Origin of the sequence: Pseudomonas syringae (assembly GCF_000737245.1) — a bacterium.
GTDB lineage: Bacteria > Pseudomonadota > Gammaproteobacteria > Pseudomonadales > Pseudomonadaceae > Aquipseudomonas > Aquipseudomonas syringae_J.
Map to the genome: position 1 here is coordinate 160772 of NZ_JPQU01000078.1, position 18071 is coordinate 178842.

The window sequence follows — 18071 nt, forward strand, 5'->3', positions numbered from 1 at the left end:
TTAGTGCTCATCACCCTTGTAGACAAACTTCGGCATATTCCAGTTGAAGCGGATCGCCAGCAAGCGCAGCAGCAGCCCACCGAACAGAGTGATAAGGATGCTTTGCTCCTGAGGCAACTGCAGGTGCTGGCATAGCAAGAAGCACCAAGCAGCCAGGAACGAGACGCTGGCGTAAAGCTCCCGCCGGAAAACCAGAGGGATGTCGTTACAGAAAATATCCCGCAGGATGCCGCCAAATACCCCGGTGATCACGCCACACACCGATGCCACCAGTAAACCGGTTCCGGTCTCAAGCGCGGTCATGCAGCCAATCAGGGTAAAGGCCACCAGACCCAGAGCATCGAGCACCAGAAACAGCGAACGCAGGTGACGCATCAGGGGCGCGATGAAAATCGTCAACAGCGCCGCCACGCTGGTCAGAATCAGGTATTCCGGGTGTTTGACCCAAGTCAGCGGGTAATGCCCGAGCAGCACGTCGCGCACTGAGCCGCCGCCGAGCGCTGTCACACAGGCAATCAGCACTACACCAAACCAGTCCATGCCACGCTTACCCGCGGACAAGGCACCGGTCATGGCTTCAGCAGTGATGGCGATCAGATAAAGCATCAACAACATGGCGGCAGTCCCTGCGACAAAGCCGCGCAGTTTAGGGCAAGCACCAAAAGAGGGCAAAGCGATAATCGGCACCCCAACCACCGTAGGAGCGCGCTTGCCCGCGATTCGATGTAACAGTCGAAAAATTCGTTGCCTGATGCATAGCTATCGCGGGCAAGCGCGCTCCTACCGGGCTTTGGCGTCTGTTAAACCTTTATGAAATGCTCGCGATAGAAACGCAGCTCAGCGATGGATTCACGGATGTCGTCCAGGGCCAGGTGGGTGCTGCCTTTGTTGAACTTCAGCTCAGGCGACCAGCGGGCGGCCAGCTCTTTGAGCGTGGAGACGTCGAGGTTGCGGTAGTGGAAGTAATTTTCCAGGGCCGGCATGTGTCGATACAGGAAGCGGCGATCCTGGCAGATGCTGTTGCCGCAGATCGGCGAGCTGCGCTCTGGCACCCACAGTTTGATGAACTCGAGGGTCTCGGCTTCGGCTTCAGCCATGCTGATGGTGCTCTCGCGAACCCGCTGGGTCAGGCCCGAACCGCCGTGCTGACGGGTGTTCCACTCGTCCATCTTCGCCAGGGTTTCGTCACTCTGGTGCACAGCGATAACCGGGCCTTCAGCCAGGGTGTTGAGTTCGCTGTCGGTGATGATGGTGGCCATTTCGATGATGACGTCGGTGTCCGGATCAAGACCGGTCATTTCCAGATCGATCCAGATCAGGTTCTGCTTGTTCTGCATATGTTGGCTCCTCAGCGTAGGCGCGCAGTTTAGCTCACCCCGGCATGCTAGACTCCCCCGCGTTTACTTATTCAGCTGCTTTATCACTCGGAACACCCATGGCCAAACGCCAACTCAATCGTCGTCAAAACTGGCGCATCGAAAAAATTCAAGGCGAGCGCGCCGCCCGCGCCGCAAAACGTGAGTCCCAGACTCTGGAAACGCTGGAGGGTGGCGATCTCGGCCCTGAGCAGACTGGACTGGTCATCGCGCACTTCGGCGTGCAAGTCGAGGTCGAGGCTCAGGACGGCGAGCAAACCGGCCAGGTATTCCGCTGCCACTTGCGGGCCAACCTGCCCGCCCTGGTCACCGGCGACCGGGTTGTCTGGCGAGCTGGCAATCAGGGCATCGGCGTCATCGTCGCGCAATTGCCGCGCAGCACCGAGCTGTGTCGTCCCGACAGCCGTGGCCAACTCAAGCCGGTTGCAGCCAACGTCGATTTGATCGTGATCGTGTTCGCGCCCATGCCCGAGCCTCACGCCAATCTGATCGACCGCTACCTGGTCGCCGCCGAGCATGCGGGCATTCGGCCGCTGTTGCTGCTGAACAAATTCGACTTGATCGACGAGCAGAATGCTCCGGCGCTCAACGCCCTGCTGGCGGTTTATCGCACACTGGGTTACCCGGTGCTCGAAGTGTCGGCGCACCACGGCGATGGCATGCAACAGCTGCAGACGCAGTTGGATGGGCACATCAGCGTGTTCGTCGGTCAGTCCGGCGTAGGCAAGTCTTCGCTGGTCAACAGCCTGTTGCCGGAAGTCGAAACCCGGGTCGGTCCGTTGTCCGAAGTGTCCGGCCAGGGCACGCACACCACGACTACCGCCCGCCTGTTCCACTTCCCGGGTGGCGGCGATCTGATCGACTCACCGGGTATCCGCGAATTCGGCCTGGGCCATGTGAGCCGCGCCGATGTCGAGGCCGGTTTCATTGAGTTCAACGACCTGATCGGCACCTGCCGCTTCCGCGACTGCAAGCACGACCGCGAACCGGGCTGTGCACTGCTGATCGCACTGGAAGAAGGCCGCGTCCAGCAACAGCGCATGAACAGCTACCGCTCGATCATCGCCAGCTTGCCCGAGAGCAGTTACTGAGGAGCAGCTTCAAGCTGCAAGTGAAAAGCCCGGATTCTCGAGAGTCCGGGCTTTTTCGTGCTGGATATGACTGTCTGGCTGGCCACATTAGCTGTGGGAGCGAGCTTGCTCGCGAAGGCTATGTTTCAGCCGCAGAAAACACGTCAGAAGAACCGGCCTCTTCGCGAGCAAGCTCGCTCCCACAGGTCAACTTCGAGACAAAAAAGCCCGGACTCTCACAAGTCCGGGCTTTTCACTTGCAGCATGAAGCTCGCCGCTAAACCGCTAGAACGTCAGTTCTTCGTCTCTTGCATCTTGATTGTGCCGTCCTCAAACAGGTTCATCTTCTGTCGGACTTCATGCGGCTGGGCGTAGGCCTGTGGATCATCCGGCGGCTGGATTCTAGGGTTTACTGGCGCAGCCGGTGCAGGCGCAGCGGCCGGACCTTTGCTCTGGCCGCCCCTGTAAACCTGGCTGCCTTCAATACGCTGCATGGCTTTCTTGGTCAGGACCATGATATCGATGCGCCGGTTGATCGGGTTTTGCGGATGCTCGCGGTCAAATAGCATCGACGACGCATAGCCGACTACCCGCGCTACCTGGTTTTCCGGGTAGGTGCCTGCAACCAGAGCGCGACGTGCCGAGTTGGCCCGATTGGCCGACAGTTCCCAGTTACCGAACTCGCCATTACCCACATAAGGCTTGCCGTCGGTGTGCCCGCTGATACTGATTTTGTTCGGCACCGCTTTGATGGTGTCGGCCATGGCCAGCAGAATGTCTTCGAAATAGGGCTTGAGGCGCGCGCTGCCCAAGTCGAACATCGGCCGGTTATCAGCGTCTGTAATCTGGATCCGCAGACCATCCTGAGTAATCTCGAAATGGATCTGATCCTTGAATTTCTGCAGGTCCGGGTTCTCGTTGATCTTGTTCTGCAATTCTTGCAGCAACAACTCCAGGCGCTCCTGCTCAACCTCTTCGGCCTTGGCCTCTGAGGTGTCGGATTCGATCGGCACGGTATCCGGGGTCGGCGTGGACTTGATCTCCGGGTTCAGCGTCTGGTCCGGGGACATTTCCGGCGAGCCGCCCAGGTCGATCACATAGGGAGAGCCGCTGTCAGAGAACCCGACCGGATCCTTGAAGTAACCGGCGATGGCGATCAACTGTTCCGGCGTGGCTGAAGACATCAGCCACAGCACCAGAAAGAAGGCCATCATGGCGGTCGCGAAGTCGGCGAAGGCGATTTTCCATGCCCCGCCGTGGTGACCACCTTCGTAGCGCTTGACGCGCTTGACGATTATCGGCTGATTATTTTCCATGACTCAGCGACCGCGAACCGCTTGTTCCAGCTCACTGAAGCTGGGCCGATGCGCTGGATAGAGAACCTTGCGACCGAACTCGACGGCCAGGGAAGGCGGCATGCCGGAAGCCGAGGCAACCAGAGAAGCCTTGATGGCCTCATAGACGTTCAGCTCTTCCTTGGCGTCGTGCGCCAGGGAGGTGGCCAGCGGACCGAAGAAACCATAGGCCGCGAGAATACCGAAGAAAGTACCAACCAACGCCGCACCTACGTGGTTACCGATGGCCGCTTTGTCGCCGTCGCCCAGAGACGCCATGGTCACCACGATACCGAGTACCGCCGCCACGATACCGAAACCCGGCATACCGTCAGCAATACCGGTGATGGCGTGAGAAGGATGCCCAAGCTCTTCCTTGATGCTTTGCAATTCCATATCGAACAGGCCTTCCAACTCGTGAGGAGCCATGTTGCCGGACGACATGATGCGCAGGTAATCACAGATGTACGCCGTCATCCGCTCATCCTTCAGGATGCCTGGGTATTTGGCGAAAATCGGGCTGGCCGCCGCGTCCTCGATGTCCCCTTCAATCGCCATCATCCCCTCACGACGGCTCTTGTTGAGAATCTCGTACACCAGGCCCAGCACTTCCAGGTAGAAAGCATGAGTGAAGCGAGTGCCGAACATCTTCAGCGACTTCTTCATCACGTGCATGGTCATGTAGCCAGGGTTGGCCTGCAAGAACGCGCCCAGTGCCGCACCACCGATGATCAACACCTCAAAAGGCTGAATCAGCGCGGCAATCTTGCCGTGTGAAAGGACGTAACCGCCAAGCACGCTCGCGAAAACGACGATGATGCCGATAATTTTAGCCATAGGTAGAAGGTACTTACTGAGTCAGGTTCAGGGACGTGTGCGGAAGTTCTTGAAACTCTTCTTCTACTTATCGGCATATGTGGGCCAGACTATAGGCAGAAAATCTGAAAAGCCAGTTACCCCCCTGAACGGGTACCCACAATCGGTGTCGAAACCGCTTGCTTCCGCAGTTAGCTCCGCAGTGTCTACTGCCTAAAATATTCAGTCGCACGGGCCTGATGCATGCTTCCAGATACCTCGACACCGCTTCCTGTTCCGAAGACCCTTGATGCCTGGCTAAAGCAACTGGACAGCATTGCGCTCCCCGTGCCTTTGATCAGCCACAGCAAGGTTCGCAGCGCGCTTAATGACAGCCAGCGTTCATTGCGGGAAATCGCAGACTTGATGCAGGACAGCCCGACGCTGGTCCTGAGCGTCATGCGTGAGGCGAACCATAAAAGCACAGGCCTGACTGAACCCGCCGAAAGCCTGGAAGTGGCGATCACACGGCTGGGACTGGCGCGTACCGAGGTGCTGCTCAATAGATTGCCAGCCCTTGAGACAGCGAAAATCCCCGCGACCTTCCGACAACTGATGCTGATCAGCCAACATGCCAGCCGGCAGTCCAATGGTTTGTTTGCCAGCCGTCTTGCACGTCTGTGGCAAGACATTCATCTGGGCAGCCTGCTGTTTCTGTCGCCGCTCTGGCCTATGGCACTGGCTCATCCAAAGCTGCTTGATGAGTGGGAATTGCGGGTCATCCATAAGGGTGAGTCAGCTCGGGCTGTAGAAAAGCAACTGTTTGGCGTCAGCCTTCTTGAACTGTGCGCCGAGCTCGCGACGCTATGGCGTCTGCCGGTTTGGGTCACGCAAGGTTACAAATTGCTGATCAGCGAACGCCGTCAATTGGTCAAGGCGCTGCATATCGCCCGGGCCATAGACGATCCACTGCAACAACAGCAATTAATGGACGCCGATCCCAGCCTGCGTCGCTGGTTCAATCAGCCGGCCAATACTGTGCTGCTGGGCAATGGGATTGCGCTTTCGGCACAGCAGGCATGGGACAGCCCGCACTGTCTGCGCTGGGAATTGCTGACCAGCCTTTATCTGCAACAGAGCATGGGCGACGTTCAGCAACAGGCCCACCAGAACGCCGTGTCCAGCGCCCGACAACATATCGACCCCGGCTTGTGGCATCCGGCCGAAGCGCTGCTCTGGCCTTGGCAAACCCGGCGCATTCACAGCAAGCTGCAGGCTGCGCCACCGCCTTCGCCCGAGCTGTTGCAAGACTGGCGCAAAAACTGCGGCCAGCTATTGATGGATCCCTCGCCGTTCAGCAACGCGATGCACTTGACCACCTCGGCACGTGACGCCCTTGTGTCTTGCGGCATGGAGCGGGTCATGCTGTTGATGCTGGACAAGACCGCGACGCTGCTGCGCGTGCATCAGATCGCCGGCCTGCGAAGTGAAACCGCGACCCTGACGCTCTCTATAAAAGAAAGTACCGTGCTGCAGCGCCTTCTGACACAGCCGACTCAGTTGCGCATGACGCCCACCAATATCGAGCAGTTTTCGGCGCTGTTGCCGGGCAACCTCAAGGCATTGTTCCCCGGCAAACACTGGCTGATCAGATCCCTGAGCAGCAACAGCAAAGTGGTGATGCTGGTGGTTGCGGACCAGGGCGGCGGGCCACTTTCGGAAACTTCCGTGCAGGCTTTCGGGAAAACCTGTCAATGCATCGAACGTGCGCTGACCAGCTTTAGTGGTCGCAAAGCCTGACAGCTAGGCTACAATTCGGCACTTTTTTATTGGAGGCTGCACATGTCCGTATTCTCCGGCCTGCCGCTGGTTATCGAGCCAAGCGACCTCAACGAACGCCTTGAATCGCCGCAGTTGATCCTCGTAGATCTCACCAGCCGCGCTCGCTATGACGCCGGACACCTACCCGGCTCGCGGTTCGTTGACCCCAAACGCACTCAACTGGGATTGCCACCTGCACCCGGCCTGCTTCCGGCCAAAGCGGATCTTGAAGCGCTATTCGGTGAGCTGGGCCACAACCCCGATGCTGTGTATGTGGTGTATGACGACGAAGGCGGCGGCTGGGCCGGACGGTTTATTTGGTTACTGGATGTAATTGGCCACAGCCATTACCACTACGTCGACGGTGGTTTGCTCGCCTGGCAGGCTGCTGGTTTGCCTTTATCCACCGAGGTTCCGGCGGCTGCGGGGCAATCAGTCCCGTTGATTCTGCACCCGGAACCGACTGCTACCCGCGAGTACCTGCAAAGTCGCCTCGGGGCTGCTGATCTGGCAATCTGGGACGCCCGTGGACCAACCGAATATTCAGGCGAGAAAGTCCTCGCCGCCAAGAGCGGTCACATCCCCGGCGCGGTCAATTTCGAATGGACTGCAGGCATGGATCCGGCGCGCAATCTGCGCATCCGTGAAGACATCGCCGAAATTCTCGACAGCCTGGGCATCACCGCCGATAAAGAAATCATTACCCACTGTCAGACCCACCATCGCTCCGGCTTCACTTACCTGGTGGCCAAAGCGTTGGGTTACCCGAGAGTCAAAGGCTACGCAGGCTCGTGGGGCGAATGGGGCAATCACCCGGACACGCCTGTAGAGCGCTGATCGACCTGAACACTTATTACGAATACGTTAGGAATTTTGATGAAAGAGCGTCTGTTTATCCTCAGCCAGTATTTGCTGCCTCACCATCTCCTGTCGCGTCTGGCGGGCTGCGTGGCCGAATGTCGCGTTCGCTGGTTCAAAAATGCCTTCACCGCCTGGTTCGCTCGCCGCTATCAAGTGGACATGTCTCAGGCACTGGTTGAGGACCTGGCTGCCTACGAGCATTTCAACGCCTTCTTCACCCGCGCGCTGAAACCCGGCGCACGTCCACTGGATGAAACCCCCGGCGCAATTCTGTCCCCGGCAGACGGCGCAATCAGCCAACTGGGCCCGATCGAACAAGGCCGTATTTTCCAGGCCAAGGGCCACAGCTTCAGCGTACTTGAACTGCTCGGTGGTGATGCCGCACTGGCTGCGCCGTTCATGGGTGGCGAATTTGCCACGGTTTATCTCTCGCCCAAGGATTACCACCGGGTCCACATGCCATTGGCCGGCACCCTGCGGGAGATGGTTTACGTCCCCGGCCGGATTTTCTCGGTCAATCAGACCACAGCGGAAAACGTACCTGAGTTGTTCGCCCAAAACGAACGCGCCGTCTGCGTGTTCGACACCGAGCGCGGGCCGATGGCCGTTGTGCTGGTGGGTGCCATGATCGTTGCGTCCATCGAGACGGTATGGGCCGGGTTGGTGACACCGCCTAAACGCGAACTGAAAACCTTTCGCTACGACGAAGCCGCACGCGCCCCTATTCACCTGGAGAAAGGTGCAGAAATGGGCCGCTTCAAGCTGGGGTCCACGGCCATCGTCCTGTTTGGTCCGAATCAGGTGAAGTGGGCTGAGCAACTCGCGGCAACCTCGCCGGTCCGTATGGGCCAGGCCCTGGCATTACCTGTCGAGGCCTGAGAAGGTTGCAATAGTGGCAGTGCGTGCCACTATTGAAGCTGTGAGCAGCTCCAAAGGCGTCCGCTGGTCCGCTTCGGCAGGTCTGGACCGACCCGGAGGGCTGCGGCGCAAGGCTGATGCTGTTAAAGTCCAGCATCGGCGCTGTAGGAAATTTCGAATTGTATCGATGCAGCTATCACTTTCTGTCACGGGAATTGATGAATGCATCGTTTAAAGCAGCCGTTCGGGCCAGAGTAGGTAGTTGGAGTCAGCCTGTCACATGAGTAATTTGAGCCTTCCTGTGTTGTTGCGTGTGCCTACGCCAACGCAGTCGAGCCTGACATTCTGTGAAGCCACTCCCAAGGATCTCAAGCGCTGGATTTCAACGCTGCCCAAAGCAAACCTTGGCGAAACCGCCCGCCAACTCTACCAGGGCCTCTCTGAGCTCAATCAGCTGCTGACGCCCAGCGACAACCGCCTGCAATTGCTCGAACTGCTTCGCCCCGAAGTCTATTTCGTGTGCAAGCACTTGGAGCGGCACTTTCTCAATCAGGCTGTGGTACTCGATGAGCGTCCACGCAAGGTCGCCAACCTGTGTCAGGCGCTGCAAAATCATCTGGCCGTCGGCTACAAACTGATCGTTGAGCGAGTCAGTGCACGGCTGACAAAAGACCGGGTCCCGCTGCTGACCACCGCACTGCAACGTGCACTGCACTGCCTCAATGGTCCCTTGATTCGCGCCACTCAACTGTATTGTCCTGTGCAGGACGGTCTCTGGGTCGAACTGCATCAGCTCTACCTGATCGCTTGCCAGCATCAACTGCAGAATCTGCCGGTCAATGACGAACAAGCCAGCCACACCCGTGCACTGACCGTCGAGCAAACCTACATCATCGGCCTGATGATGGGTTGCTCGCGCTGCAACCAAATGCGCCAGCTCAATATCGGGCGCCTGGCCGAGGTGCTCGATGCGTGGAGCCCGTTGGTGCGTCTGCAATCACCTGTCGACGAAAGCAGCCTGTTCGCGCTATCGGCCAAACAGGACAAGCCGCCGCTTTACAAGTCACTCTTCCCTGAAGAGCAACACGCCAGTCTGCTGGGGATAAACACTCAGGCCCTTTCGGCGATGATCAATCGCTACCTGGAGACGCCCGCCGAACAACGCTCACAGCTACCGCTGCTGGTGCCGCCAGGTTTCACCACCGAGTTTCTGCAACATCTGGCGGTGGTCTGGGGCGACGTCGCCGAGAGAACATTCCAGCGCACCCCAGGGCAAGGCCAGCTCTCCCTGTGCATTGGTATGAGCGCCTTGCACTACTTCCTGGCCGGCGAGCGGTCATTCAGCGAAATGCTGCAAATGCCGGTACCTAAAGCAGCAGAGTTCAAACTCGAACTGGTCAGCGATAAAACCGATGACCCCTGGGGCAACGCTTTCGATTCCCAGCGTGGTAATACCTCGGAACATATGCTGCCGTATGAGGAAATCGAGTATCAGCAAGCCGAGGCTGACGGCGGCGAGTCGGCTTCCAATGCACAGCAAGGTTTCCCGATCTTCGAGCTGCACATCGTCAATCACAGCCCCGGTGGCTATTGCCTGGCATGGCCCAAGGAAGTGCCGCCGCAGTTGCAAGCGGGCGAGCTGGTCGGGATTCAGGACTACGCGGGGCAAGGCTGGAGCATCGCGGTCATACGCTGGGTGCGTCAGGTTCGGAGTGGCGGGACACAGATGGGCATCGAGCTGATCGCTCCCCTCGCCCAGCCTTGTGGCTTGCAGATCGTGCGTGACGGTCAGAACAGCCCGTTCATGCGTGCACTGATGCTGCCGGAAGTCCGCGCCATGGAACAGCCCGCCACGATACTGGCCCCGCGCCTGCCGTTCAAGGAAGGTCACAGCGTGATCATCAACATCGCCGGCGAACAACTGCGCGGTCTGCTGGGCAATCAGCGGGCCAGCAGTGGCAGCTACAACCAGTTCGAATACCAAACCTTCGAAGCCCCCGCCGGCTCCGCAAGCGGCGGACCAAAAGCGGATCAGGAATTTGATTCGTTGTGGTCGTCGTTGTAGGCACAGACGACACCGAATTCCAATGTGGGAATATGACGACGTGGGACCGGCTTTAGCCGGGAAGGCGGCATTTCAGTCAATGAATATGTTGCGGATGTCCCGGCCTCTTCCCGGCCAAAGCCGGTCCCACGTCGTCACAGAATATTCCCCTAAGTCAGCCCCGCCCTTCCCGATCCCGGACGCCCAGCAGGTACAGGACGCCATCCAGGCCCAAGGTCGAGATGGCCTGTTTAGCCGACTGTTTGACCAAAGGCTTGGCCCGGAACGCAACGCCCAGACCAGCAATGGCCAGCATCGGCAGGTCGTTGGCGCCGTCACCCACAGCAATCGTCTGCTCCAGGCTAAGCCCCTCTTTGGCCGCCAGTTCGCGCAGCAAGTCAGCCTTGCGCTGGGCGTCGACAATCGGCTCCACAGCCACACCGGTGCATCTGCCATCCACCACTTCCAGCTCATTGGCGAACACGTAGTCGATACCCAGCTTCGCTTGGACCTGCTTGGCAAAGTAACTAAAGCCACCCGACAGAATCGCCGTCTTGTAGCCCAGGCGTTTGAGTTCAGCGAACAGGTTCTCGGCACCCTCGGTCAGGCGTAGCGACGCGCCGATTTCATCCAGCACGCTGACATCCAGACCTTTGAGCAAGGCCATCCGCTCTTTGAAGCTGGCACGGAAATCCAGCTCCCCACGCATGGCGCGCTCGGTAATTTCCGACACCCGATCTCCCACACCGTAAGCCTTGGCCAGTTCATCGATCACTTCGGCTTCGATCAGCGTCGAGTCCATGTCGAACACTGCCAGACGACGGTTGCGGCGGTACAGTGAGTCCTGCTGGAACGCGATATCAATGTTCAGCTCATGAGCAACGCTGAGGAACTCAGCCTGCAAAGCCTGGGCATCGGAAGGCTCGCCACGCACTGAAAACTCAATGCATGCCTTGCTTCTGTCAGTGGGAGCATCCAGCGGTGTCCGCGCAGACAGGCGATCGATCTTGTCGATATTGAGTCCAAATTGCGCCGTGATCGCGGTGACGCGCTGAAGTTGTTCGGCGGTCACCTTGCGGCTGAGCAGCGTCACGATATGCCGTGAGTGGCCCTGACTATCGACCCAGTGCTGGTAGTCGTCTTCCGATATCGGCGTGACGCGCACCTGCTGATCCAGGCTCGCCGCTGTAGAAAGGAGTTTCTTGAGGACCGAAGCGCCCTGCTCGGTTCCCGGAATTTCCACCAGGATGCCGAACGACAAGGTGTCGTGGATCACCGCCTGACCAATGTCGAGGATGTTCACCTCGCCTTGAGCAAGCACGCCAGTGATGGCCGAAGTGAGACCGGGACGGTCTTCACCGGTGATGTTAATCAGGACGATTTCGCGCAAGGGACACCCCAGCAGTGGAAAAAAACCGCATTCTAACCACTTTCAGTGACCATCGGGCACAGGCAGCGCTTTGCCGCTACTGGGTCGGTCGTTATACTGCGCGCGAACTTCACCGAAAGAGCCGTGCTCAGTGAACCGGCCCACGCCAGTTAAAACCGATAATTTCTTCCTGCTCATCTTCCGTGCACTGCGTCATCGCCGTGTCCCGATTGCTTTGCGCATTGCCAGCCATAACGTGATCCTCGTCGCCTTGGCGCTGGTGATCTACGCCGGCGTCATGGGTTTGCAGTTCAAGCAGGCCATGCATGAGCAAGCCGATGCGCTGGGTCAGGCGTTAACCACGCAAACTGCAACCTCCGCCACGGAGCTGCTGGTGTCCAACGACATCCTCAGCCTCAACGTGCTGCTGGGCAATCTGGTCAAGAACCCGCTGGTTGCGCACGCCGCCATTTACAGCGTGGATAATCGCATCCTCGCCGAAGCCGGCCAGCGTCCGAAAAACGGACTGCTGGGCGAAGCCGAAGGCCTGTATGAGATCAAGATTACCTTCCAGGATGTCATGGCCGGGCATCTGCGCATCAGCCTGGACATGTCGCAGTTCCAGCAGCCGATGACCATCAGCCTGCAGAGCATGGGCATTCTTGCCGGGATTCTGCTGGCGCTGGCTCTGGCGTTGAGCTTGCGTCTGGGCCGTCACATTTCCACGCCATTGCTGCAGCTGCGGGTCTGGCTGCGTGATATCGACCCGTACACTCCGGCGGTCGAGCGTCAGGATGAAATCGGCGATCTGGCGCGTCAACTGCGCACCTCTTTCGCACCCCCTATTCCGGAACCTGAGCCCGAGCCGGAACCGGAGTACGCCGAAGAGGAGTCCGACGACCCGTATCTGGATGGCGACGATGAGCCTGCACCGGTGACCAAGGGTCGCAGTCAGCGCGAGCCGGGTTTCGACGAATCGCCCAAGACTCCGCGCCTGCCAGCGCCGCCGATACAGCGTCGCCTGGTTGCCGAAGAAGATGAAGAAGACGATGACGGCGAAGATCCATTTGCCGATCTGCGCGACAACGCCAGCCCGGCGCCCGTCGTCAGCAAGGCCGCGGTTGTGCCCAGCATTCCGCAACCCAGTGCGGTGCTCGCAGTGCAACTGGGTTCCCAGGATCAACTGCGTCGCCTGCCTCGGGCGCGCCTGACAGACCTGCTGCAGCGTTATCGCGACTGCCTTGATCAGGCGTCTTCACTGTACGAAGGCGAGCTGCATACGCTGAATGACGGCAGCACTCTGATGCTGTTCCACAGCCAGGAAAGCGGCGACGACTACCTGACCAATGCAATCTGCTGCGGGGAGCTGTTGCGCGCCCTGAGCCATGCATTGCAAATTGAAGTGGCCGATAGTGGAATCACCCTGCAATTGCAACTGGGCCTGACACTGGGCGAAGGTTTGACAGGTCTGAACCAGATCGACCTGCTACTGACAGAGACCGCTCAGGATGCGCTGGCGCTGTCTCAGCACAGCCGCAATCTGCTGCTGGTAGAACGCAAGATCAACGACGACCCACTGGTTCGCCAGCGTGCACGTATTCGCCCTATCGCCAGCCCCGAAGGCGCATGCTGCGTCGAGCGCCTGATGGAGCCATACCCGTCAATGCTCGAGCGCCAGCTGGCGCGCATGCACGAGACGCGCAAGGCCTAATAGTCACTCCTTCCACTGTAGGAGCTCACGAGCACCGCGAGGCAGCGATGGCGGTCTGCCTGACACGCCGCCATCGCGGGCGTCGTAACCTCCGTGCGCTCCTACAGGAAAACGGCGTCATTCAGTCGCCCCCACTCCTGCCGCTTTGACCTTCCTCCCCCGCCACTCAATCAATCTGCGCCCCAAAGCCTGCCCCTTCACCTCGATGTAATGGTGGGTCACCACCGACACCATCACGACGACCAGAAAGAAAGCGATGGCCAGCAGGCTATTGCCCAGCGCACTACCTGTATTCAGATATCGCCGCCCTTCGAAAATCGTCGTCAATTGCTGGCCGGTGCGCTGTTCGAGGACGATGAACACCGACATCAGGCAGAACAGAACCGCCACGTGGGTCATGTACATCGAATAGGACAAGCGGCCCAGCAACGCTAACGGCCGCGCCTTCAAGAGGTTCGACAACCGACCGGCCTCGAAGGCAAAGATAAACACCACCGGACAAAACAGCAGGCTGGCCACCAGCGACTGATTGGCAAAGCGCGTGCTGTTGACCCCTGCAACGCTGATCAGCGCGGCCGCCTCAAAGCAGGTCATCAGCCTCGCATCAGGCTTCCAGCTTCGACTGACAGGGGCGAACAGCCGGTAGGTCAATGCTCCAGCAAAAAAACATGAAAGTCCTTTCAGCGCTCGCTCGGTCAGCACCGGCACATGGCCGAAAAGCAACGCAAACGCCGTGATCGAGACCACCCCCCAGATCCAATGACGCATCGACCCACTGAATAGCATCAAGGCCGCGAAGATCAGGTACATGTAGTACTCGACGCTGATACTCCACGACGGATAGTTGAAAGACATGGTTTCAGTCAACGGCGTCCAGGCCTGCACCAGCAATAGGTTCGGCAGAAATTCCGATGGCGCGAACGCACCGGTAAAGGGGGCGTAATTCAACGCCACCCCTTTTTTGATCGCCAGCACTTTCAAGGCTTCCAGTAGCACAAAGACCGCTAGCATCAGCCAATGCAACGGCACCAGCCGGAACGTCCGGGAAATGAGGAAGGTTCGGAAATTCAGCTGCTTTTTACTGCCGTAGGCGTAAGACAACACGAAACCGCTGAGCACGAAAAAGAAATTGACCAGCAAGTCGGCGTTGCGAATGAACACCGACTCGGTAAAGCCGCTGACCAGCTGGATATGAAAAAACACAACGCACGCGGCACAGATGCCCCGAAAACTGTCGAGCACGTCGAAACGATGAATAGCATTCATGGCTGCACTCCGAGGGAGCAGGTATTTAACGCAGGGCTTGTTTGCAGAAAGGCGGCATGGCTACCGCAGCACCTTGAATGCAGGCGCGGCAAAACGAGAGATGAAGAAGGGAGTGATGCGAGGCCCTTACGTTAGGCAGCCGGTCGGGGGCTGTCAAGGTTGGCAATACCCTGCTCTATCGCCCAGCCAACATATTCAGCGTGGGAGCGAGCTTGCTCGCGAAGGCAAAGTCTCTGCCTACAGAAATGTTTCGGATGTCCTGCCCTCTTCGCGAGCAAGCTCGCTCCCACGGATGAAGAGACGGCGACAAAAAAGCCATCTACCTTATACATCGTCATCGCGGCCTCGCGGTGCTCGTGCGCTCCTACAAAAAAGCTGCCACGAAGACATAAAAAAACCCGCATCGCTGCGGGCTTTTTCTCGAACCTAGAAGCGAAACACTTCCAGATCAGTACGAATCGGGGAGGCCATTGGGATCTTGGGTTTTTCAGGCTCTTTGGCCTTGGCCACTGGAGCCTTCTTCGGCTCTTCCACGGGCTGCCAGGAAATCGGCTTCACAGCAGAACTCAGCTGATCAGCAAGGCGCTGCAGCAATACACCTTGCGCCCGCACCTGATCGGCAGACGTGCCGGCATGCAGCTCTTCGAGGTGAACGATGCGGCTGTCACGGACCTGACCCTTGCGATCCAGCAAGCGCCATTGCGCATCCAGAATCGCCGGCTGCTTCGTCCCGGAGTCCAGACGCGTAATGGACAACACTACCTGAACATCAGGGGTGAAGTTGGCAACTGCCGGGGCCAGCACAACGCGCTGGCTGTCCAGTTTCCAGGCCAATTGGCGCAACAGCAATTGATCAATGTCCGAAGAGAGACTGCCCGCCCAACGACCATCGGTCGAGGCAGTCAAGCTCCCATCAGGCTGGCGCTGCAACAAGGTTTCGCGTTGCAGGTAATCGGCTACCGAAACCGGGCCGAGCAGAACAGCCAACCCAGTAGTGCGTGTTGGTTGGCCGGGCGTTCCACTGTCGAGCTGATAAAGCGCAGTCGGCTGGTGCGTACTGCAACCAGCCAGACCCAAAACACCGGTCATCAACAAAACAACGGGAAGGCGTAGAAGATTCATCATCCCATCCAGGTGGCTGCCATCAGGCGATCCACAGTGTAAATACTCACAAATTCGTGCAGGCACTCAGCCACGCTGGCACCTCAAGACGTCATATCATCCGTGAATATGCGCTATGACTCCAGCGATTATGCGTCGATCTTCGTGGCAAAACGAAGACCGATAGCTCTAAATCACCATTAAGAAGCGTTTTCCACTAACAGGGCATCTACGCGCTGGAAGCCACGAGGCAACTTATTACCCCGCCGCCCCCGCTCGCCCTTGTAATGTTCAAGATCATCAGGCTTGAGCGACAGGTTGCGTTTACCCGCCTGCAGCACCAGGGTCGCGCCTTGCGGGATCACGGCGATATCCGTCACATATTCCTCGCGACTCGCTACACGGTCGCCTGGCACGCCAATGATCTTGTTACCTTTGCCTTTGCTCAACTGCGGCAGATCGCTGATTTTGAAGATCAGCAGACGACCTTCAGTGGTCACTGCCGCCAACCAGTTCTGCTCACGATCCGCCACGGTCCGCGGCAACATGACTTTAGCGCCTTTAGGCAGGCTCAGCAGCGCCTTACCGGCTTTGTTCTTGGCCTGCAGATCCTCGCCCTTGACCACGAAGCCGTAACCGGCGTCCGAGGCAATCACATACAGGGCGTCGTCTTCAGGTAGCAACACGCACTCAAAAGTCGCACCTGGTGGTGGCTGGAGCTTGCCGGTCAACGGCTCGCCCTGGCCTCGTGCCGACGGCAGGGTATGCGCCGCCAGCGAATAACTGCGCCCGGTGGAGTCAATGAATACGGCATATTGGTTGGAACGGCCCATCGCAGCGGTCTGGAAACCATCCCCCGCTTTATAGGAAAGCCCGGTGGCGTCGATGTCATGGCCTTTGGCCGAGCGAACCCAGCCTTTTTCCGAAAGCACGACCGTCACTTTTTCATTCGGCAGCAGGTCGTGCTCGGTCATTGCCTTGGCTTCGGCACGCTCCACGATTGGCGAGCGGCGATCATCGCCATAGGTTTCGGCATCCTTGATCAGTTCGGTACGCACCAACTTCTTGAGCTTGGCTTCGCTGCCGAGCAAAGCCATCAGCTTGGTACGCTCTTTATTCAGTTCATCCTGTTCGTTGCGCAGCTTCATCTCTTCCAGACGAGCCAACTGACGCAAACGTGTGTCCAGAATGTAATCGGCCTGGATCTCGGTCAGCTCGAAGCGCTCGATCAACTTCGCCTTCGGGTGCTCCTCGGTCCGGATGATCTGGATCACTTCATCCAGGTTGAGATAGGCAATCAGCAAGCCGTCCAACAGGTGCAGACGACGCTCGACTTTATCAAGGCGGAATTGCAGGCGGCGGCGCACTGTACGCACGCGGAATTCCAGCCACTCGACCAGCAGGGCACGCAGGTTTTTCAGCTGCGGCTTGCCATCCAGACCGATGATGTTGATGTTGACCCTGTAGCTGGACTCCAGATCAGTGCTGGCGAACAGGTGCTGCATGAGCGCTTCGTGGTCGACCCGGCTGTTGACCGGGATGATCACGATGCGGCACGGATTCTCGTGGTCGGACTCATCTCGCAGATCGGCAACCTGCGGCGCCTTGGAAGGCTTGGCCTGCATCAGCGCTGCAATTTGCTCCAGTACCTTGGCACCGGATACTTGATGCGGCAGCGAGGTGACGATGATGTCGCCGTCTTCGACGTGGTAAACGGCACGCATACGCACCGAGCCCTTGCCGGTTTCGTACATTTTCAGCAGGTCGGCACGAGGGGTGATGATTTCCGCTTCGGTCGGGTAATCCGGCCCCTGAATGTGTTCACAGAGTTGCGCGACGGTCGCCTTGGGCTCGTCGAGCAGTCGCACACACGCTGTGGCGACCTCCCGCAAGTTGTGTGGCGGTACGTCAGTGGCCATACCCACGGCGATGCCGGTGGTGCCATTGAGCAAGATGTTCGGCAAACGTGCAGGCAAAACAGCCGGCTCGTCCAGGGTGCCATCGAAGTTTGGCACCCAGTCTGCCGTGCCCTGGCCCAGCTCGCTGAGCAGCACTTCGGAATAACGCGACAGCCGCGCCTCGGTGTAGCGCATGGCAGCGAAGGATTTCGGATCATCCGGCGCACCCCAGTTACCCTGGCCGTCTACCAGCGTGTAGCGGTAGCTGAAGGGCTGGGCCATGAGCACCATGGCTTCATAACAGGCCGAGTCACCGTGGGGGTGGAACTTGCCGAGCACGTCGCCGACAGTACGTGCCGACTTCTTGTGCTTGGAGTCCGCGTCCAGGCCCAGTTCGCTCATCGCGTAGATGATGCGCCGCTGTACCGGCTTCAGGCCGTCGCCGATATGCGGCAAGGCACGGTCCATGATCACGTACATGGAATAGTTGAGGTAGGCCTGTTCGGTGAAGTCAGCCAGTGATCGGCGTTCTACGCCATCCAGGCTGAGGTCAAGGGAGTCGCTCAT

General features: G+C 58.6%; 14 protein-coding genes. 6 read left to right on the plus strand and 8 right to left on the minus strand.

The window, feature by feature from the left end:
* Positions 1-615, minus strand: a complete 615-nt coding sequence (locus IV01_RS02875) for a trimeric intracellular cation channel family protein (protein ID WP_032631234.1) — start codon at positions 613-615, stop codon at positions 1-3.
* Positions 616-800: 185 nt separating this feature from the next.
* Positions 801-1337 (minus strand): oligoribonuclease, encoded by a 537-nt coding sequence (orn, locus tag IV01_RS02870; protein WP_032631236.1) that lies wholly within the window; start codon positions 1335-1337, stop codon positions 801-803.
* A gap of 98 nt (positions 1338-1435) precedes the next feature.
* On the opposite strand from orn, the gene rsgA reads away from it, so the two are divergent.
* Positions 1436-2467 carry a small ribosomal subunit biogenesis GTPase RsgA gene (rsgA, locus tag IV01_RS02865; RefSeq protein WP_032631238.1) on the plus strand — a complete coding sequence of 344 codons (1032 nt, stop codon included), beginning with the start codon at positions 1436-1438 and terminating at the stop codon, positions 2465-2467.
* A gap of 272 nt (positions 2468-2739) precedes the next feature.
* Here the strand turns inward: rsgA and motB are convergent, their stop codons facing one another.
* Positions 2740-3762 carry a flagellar motor protein MotB gene (motB, locus tag IV01_RS02860; protein ID WP_032631239.1) on the minus strand — a complete coding sequence of 341 codons (1023 nt, stop codon included), beginning with the start codon at positions 3760-3762 and terminating at the stop codon, positions 2740-2742.
* Positions 3763-3765: 3 nt separating this feature from the next.
* Entirely contained in the window at positions 3766-4617 is an 852-nt protein-coding gene (gene motA, locus IV01_RS02855; RefSeq protein WP_032631240.1) for a flagellar motor stator protein MotA, read from the minus strand.
* A 222-nt stretch (positions 4618-4839) separates the two neighbouring features.
* Between motA and IV01_RS02850 the strand changes: the two genes are divergently transcribed.
* From IV01_RS02850 to IV01_RS02835, 4 genes are all read left to right on the plus strand, one after another.
* Positions 4840-6375 carry an HDOD domain-containing protein gene (locus tag IV01_RS02850; protein WP_032631242.1) on the plus strand — a complete coding sequence of 512 codons (1536 nt, stop codon included), beginning with the start codon at positions 4840-4842 and terminating at the stop codon, positions 6373-6375.
* A gap of 42 nt (positions 6376-6417) precedes the next feature.
* Positions 6418-7233: a thiosulfate sulfurtransferase gene (rhdA, locus tag IV01_RS02845; RefSeq protein WP_032631243.1), complete on the plus strand. Its 816-nt coding sequence runs from the start codon at positions 6418-6420 to the stop codon at positions 7231-7233.
* A 33-nt stretch (positions 7234-7266) separates the two neighbouring features.
* Positions 7267-8136 carry an archaetidylserine decarboxylase gene (asd, locus tag IV01_RS02840; RefSeq protein ID WP_195758821.1) on the plus strand — a complete coding sequence of 290 codons (870 nt, stop codon included), beginning with the start codon at positions 7267-7269 and terminating at the stop codon, positions 8134-8136.
* 259 nt (positions 8137-8395) lie between these two features.
* On the plus strand, positions 8396-10180 hold the full coding sequence (locus IV01_RS02835) for a hypothetical protein (RefSeq protein ID WP_032631245.1): 1785 nt from the start codon (positions 8396-8398) through the stop codon (positions 10178-10180).
* Between the two features lie 154 nt (positions 10181-10334).
* On the opposite strand, the gene serB is transcribed toward IV01_RS02835, so the two are convergent.
* The gene (gene serB, locus IV01_RS02830; protein WP_032631246.1) at positions 10335-11549 is read right to left on the minus strand and encodes a phosphoserine phosphatase SerB; all 1215 of its coding nucleotides are present in this window, start codon (positions 11547-11549) and stop codon (positions 10335-10337) included.
* 130 nt (positions 11550-11679) lie between these two features.
* On the opposite strand from serB, the gene IV01_RS02825 reads away from it, so the two are divergent.
* Complete coding sequence (locus IV01_RS02825) at positions 11680-13239, plus strand: HAMP domain-containing protein (protein WP_032631247.1); 1560 nt, start codon at positions 11680-11682, stop codon at positions 13237-13239.
* Positions 13240-13356: 117 nt separating this feature from the next.
* Here IV01_RS02825 and IV01_RS02820 read toward each other — a convergent pair whose 3' ends face one another.
* The 3 genes from IV01_RS02820 to parC form a co-directional block, all read right to left on the minus strand.
* Positions 13357-14505, minus strand: coding sequence for an acyltransferase family protein (locus IV01_RS02820; protein ID WP_032631248.1), 1149 nt, complete (start codon positions 14503-14505; stop codon positions 13357-13359).
* 426 nt (positions 14506-14931) lie between these two features.
* Entirely contained in the window at positions 14932-15627 is a 696-nt protein-coding gene (locus IV01_RS02815) for a PqiC family protein (RefSeq protein ID WP_032631249.1), read from the minus strand.
* A gap of 179 nt (positions 15628-15806) precedes the next feature.
* Positions 15807-18071 (minus strand): DNA topoisomerase IV subunit A, encoded by a 2265-nt coding sequence (gene parC, locus IV01_RS02810; protein WP_032631251.1) that lies wholly within the window; start codon positions 18069-18071, stop codon positions 15807-15809.

What these genes read in the sequence shown, in the direction of transcription:
- IV01_RS02875 (WP_032631234.1), bottom strand. Translation starts at nt 615, where the DNA reads ATGTTGTTGATGCTTTATCTGATCGCCATCACTGCTGAAGCCATGACC.
- rhdA (WP_032631243.1), top strand. Translation starts at nt 6,418, where the DNA reads ATGTCCGTATTCTCCGGCCTGCCGCTGGTTATCGAGCCAAGCGACCTC.
- rsgA (WP_032631238.1), top strand. Translation starts at nt 1,436, where the DNA reads ATGGCCAAACGCCAACTCAATCGTCGTCAAAACTGGCGCATCGAAAAA.
- motA (WP_032631240.1), bottom strand. Translation starts at nt 4,617, where the DNA reads ATGGCTAAAATTATCGGCATCATCGTCGTTTTCGCGAGCGTGCTTGGC.
- IV01_RS02815 (WP_032631249.1), bottom strand. Translation starts at nt 15,627, where the DNA reads ATGAATCTTCTACGCCTTCCCGTTGTTTTGTTGATGACCGGTGTTTTG.
- parC (WP_032631251.1), bottom strand. Translation starts at nt 18,071, where the DNA reads ATGAGCGACTCCCTTGACCTCAGCCTGGATGGCGTAGAACGCCGATCA.
- IV01_RS02820 (WP_032631248.1), bottom strand. Translation starts at nt 14,505, where the DNA reads ATGAATGCTATTCATCGTTTCGACGTGCTCGACAGTTTTCGGGGCATC.
- orn (WP_032631236.1), bottom strand. Translation starts at nt 1,337, where the DNA reads ATGCAGAACAAGCAGAACCTGATCTGGATCGATCTGGAAATGACCGGT.
- IV01_RS02850 (WP_032631242.1), top strand. Translation starts at nt 4,840, where the DNA reads ATGCTTCCAGATACCTCGACACCGCTTCCTGTTCCGAAGACCCTTGAT.
- motB (WP_032631239.1), bottom strand. Translation starts at nt 3,762, where the DNA reads ATGGAAAATAATCAGCCGATAATCGTCAAGCGCGTCAAGCGCTACGAA.
- IV01_RS02835 (WP_032631245.1), top strand. Translation starts at nt 8,396, where the DNA reads ATGAGTAATTTGAGCCTTCCTGTGTTGTTGCGTGTGCCTACGCCAACG.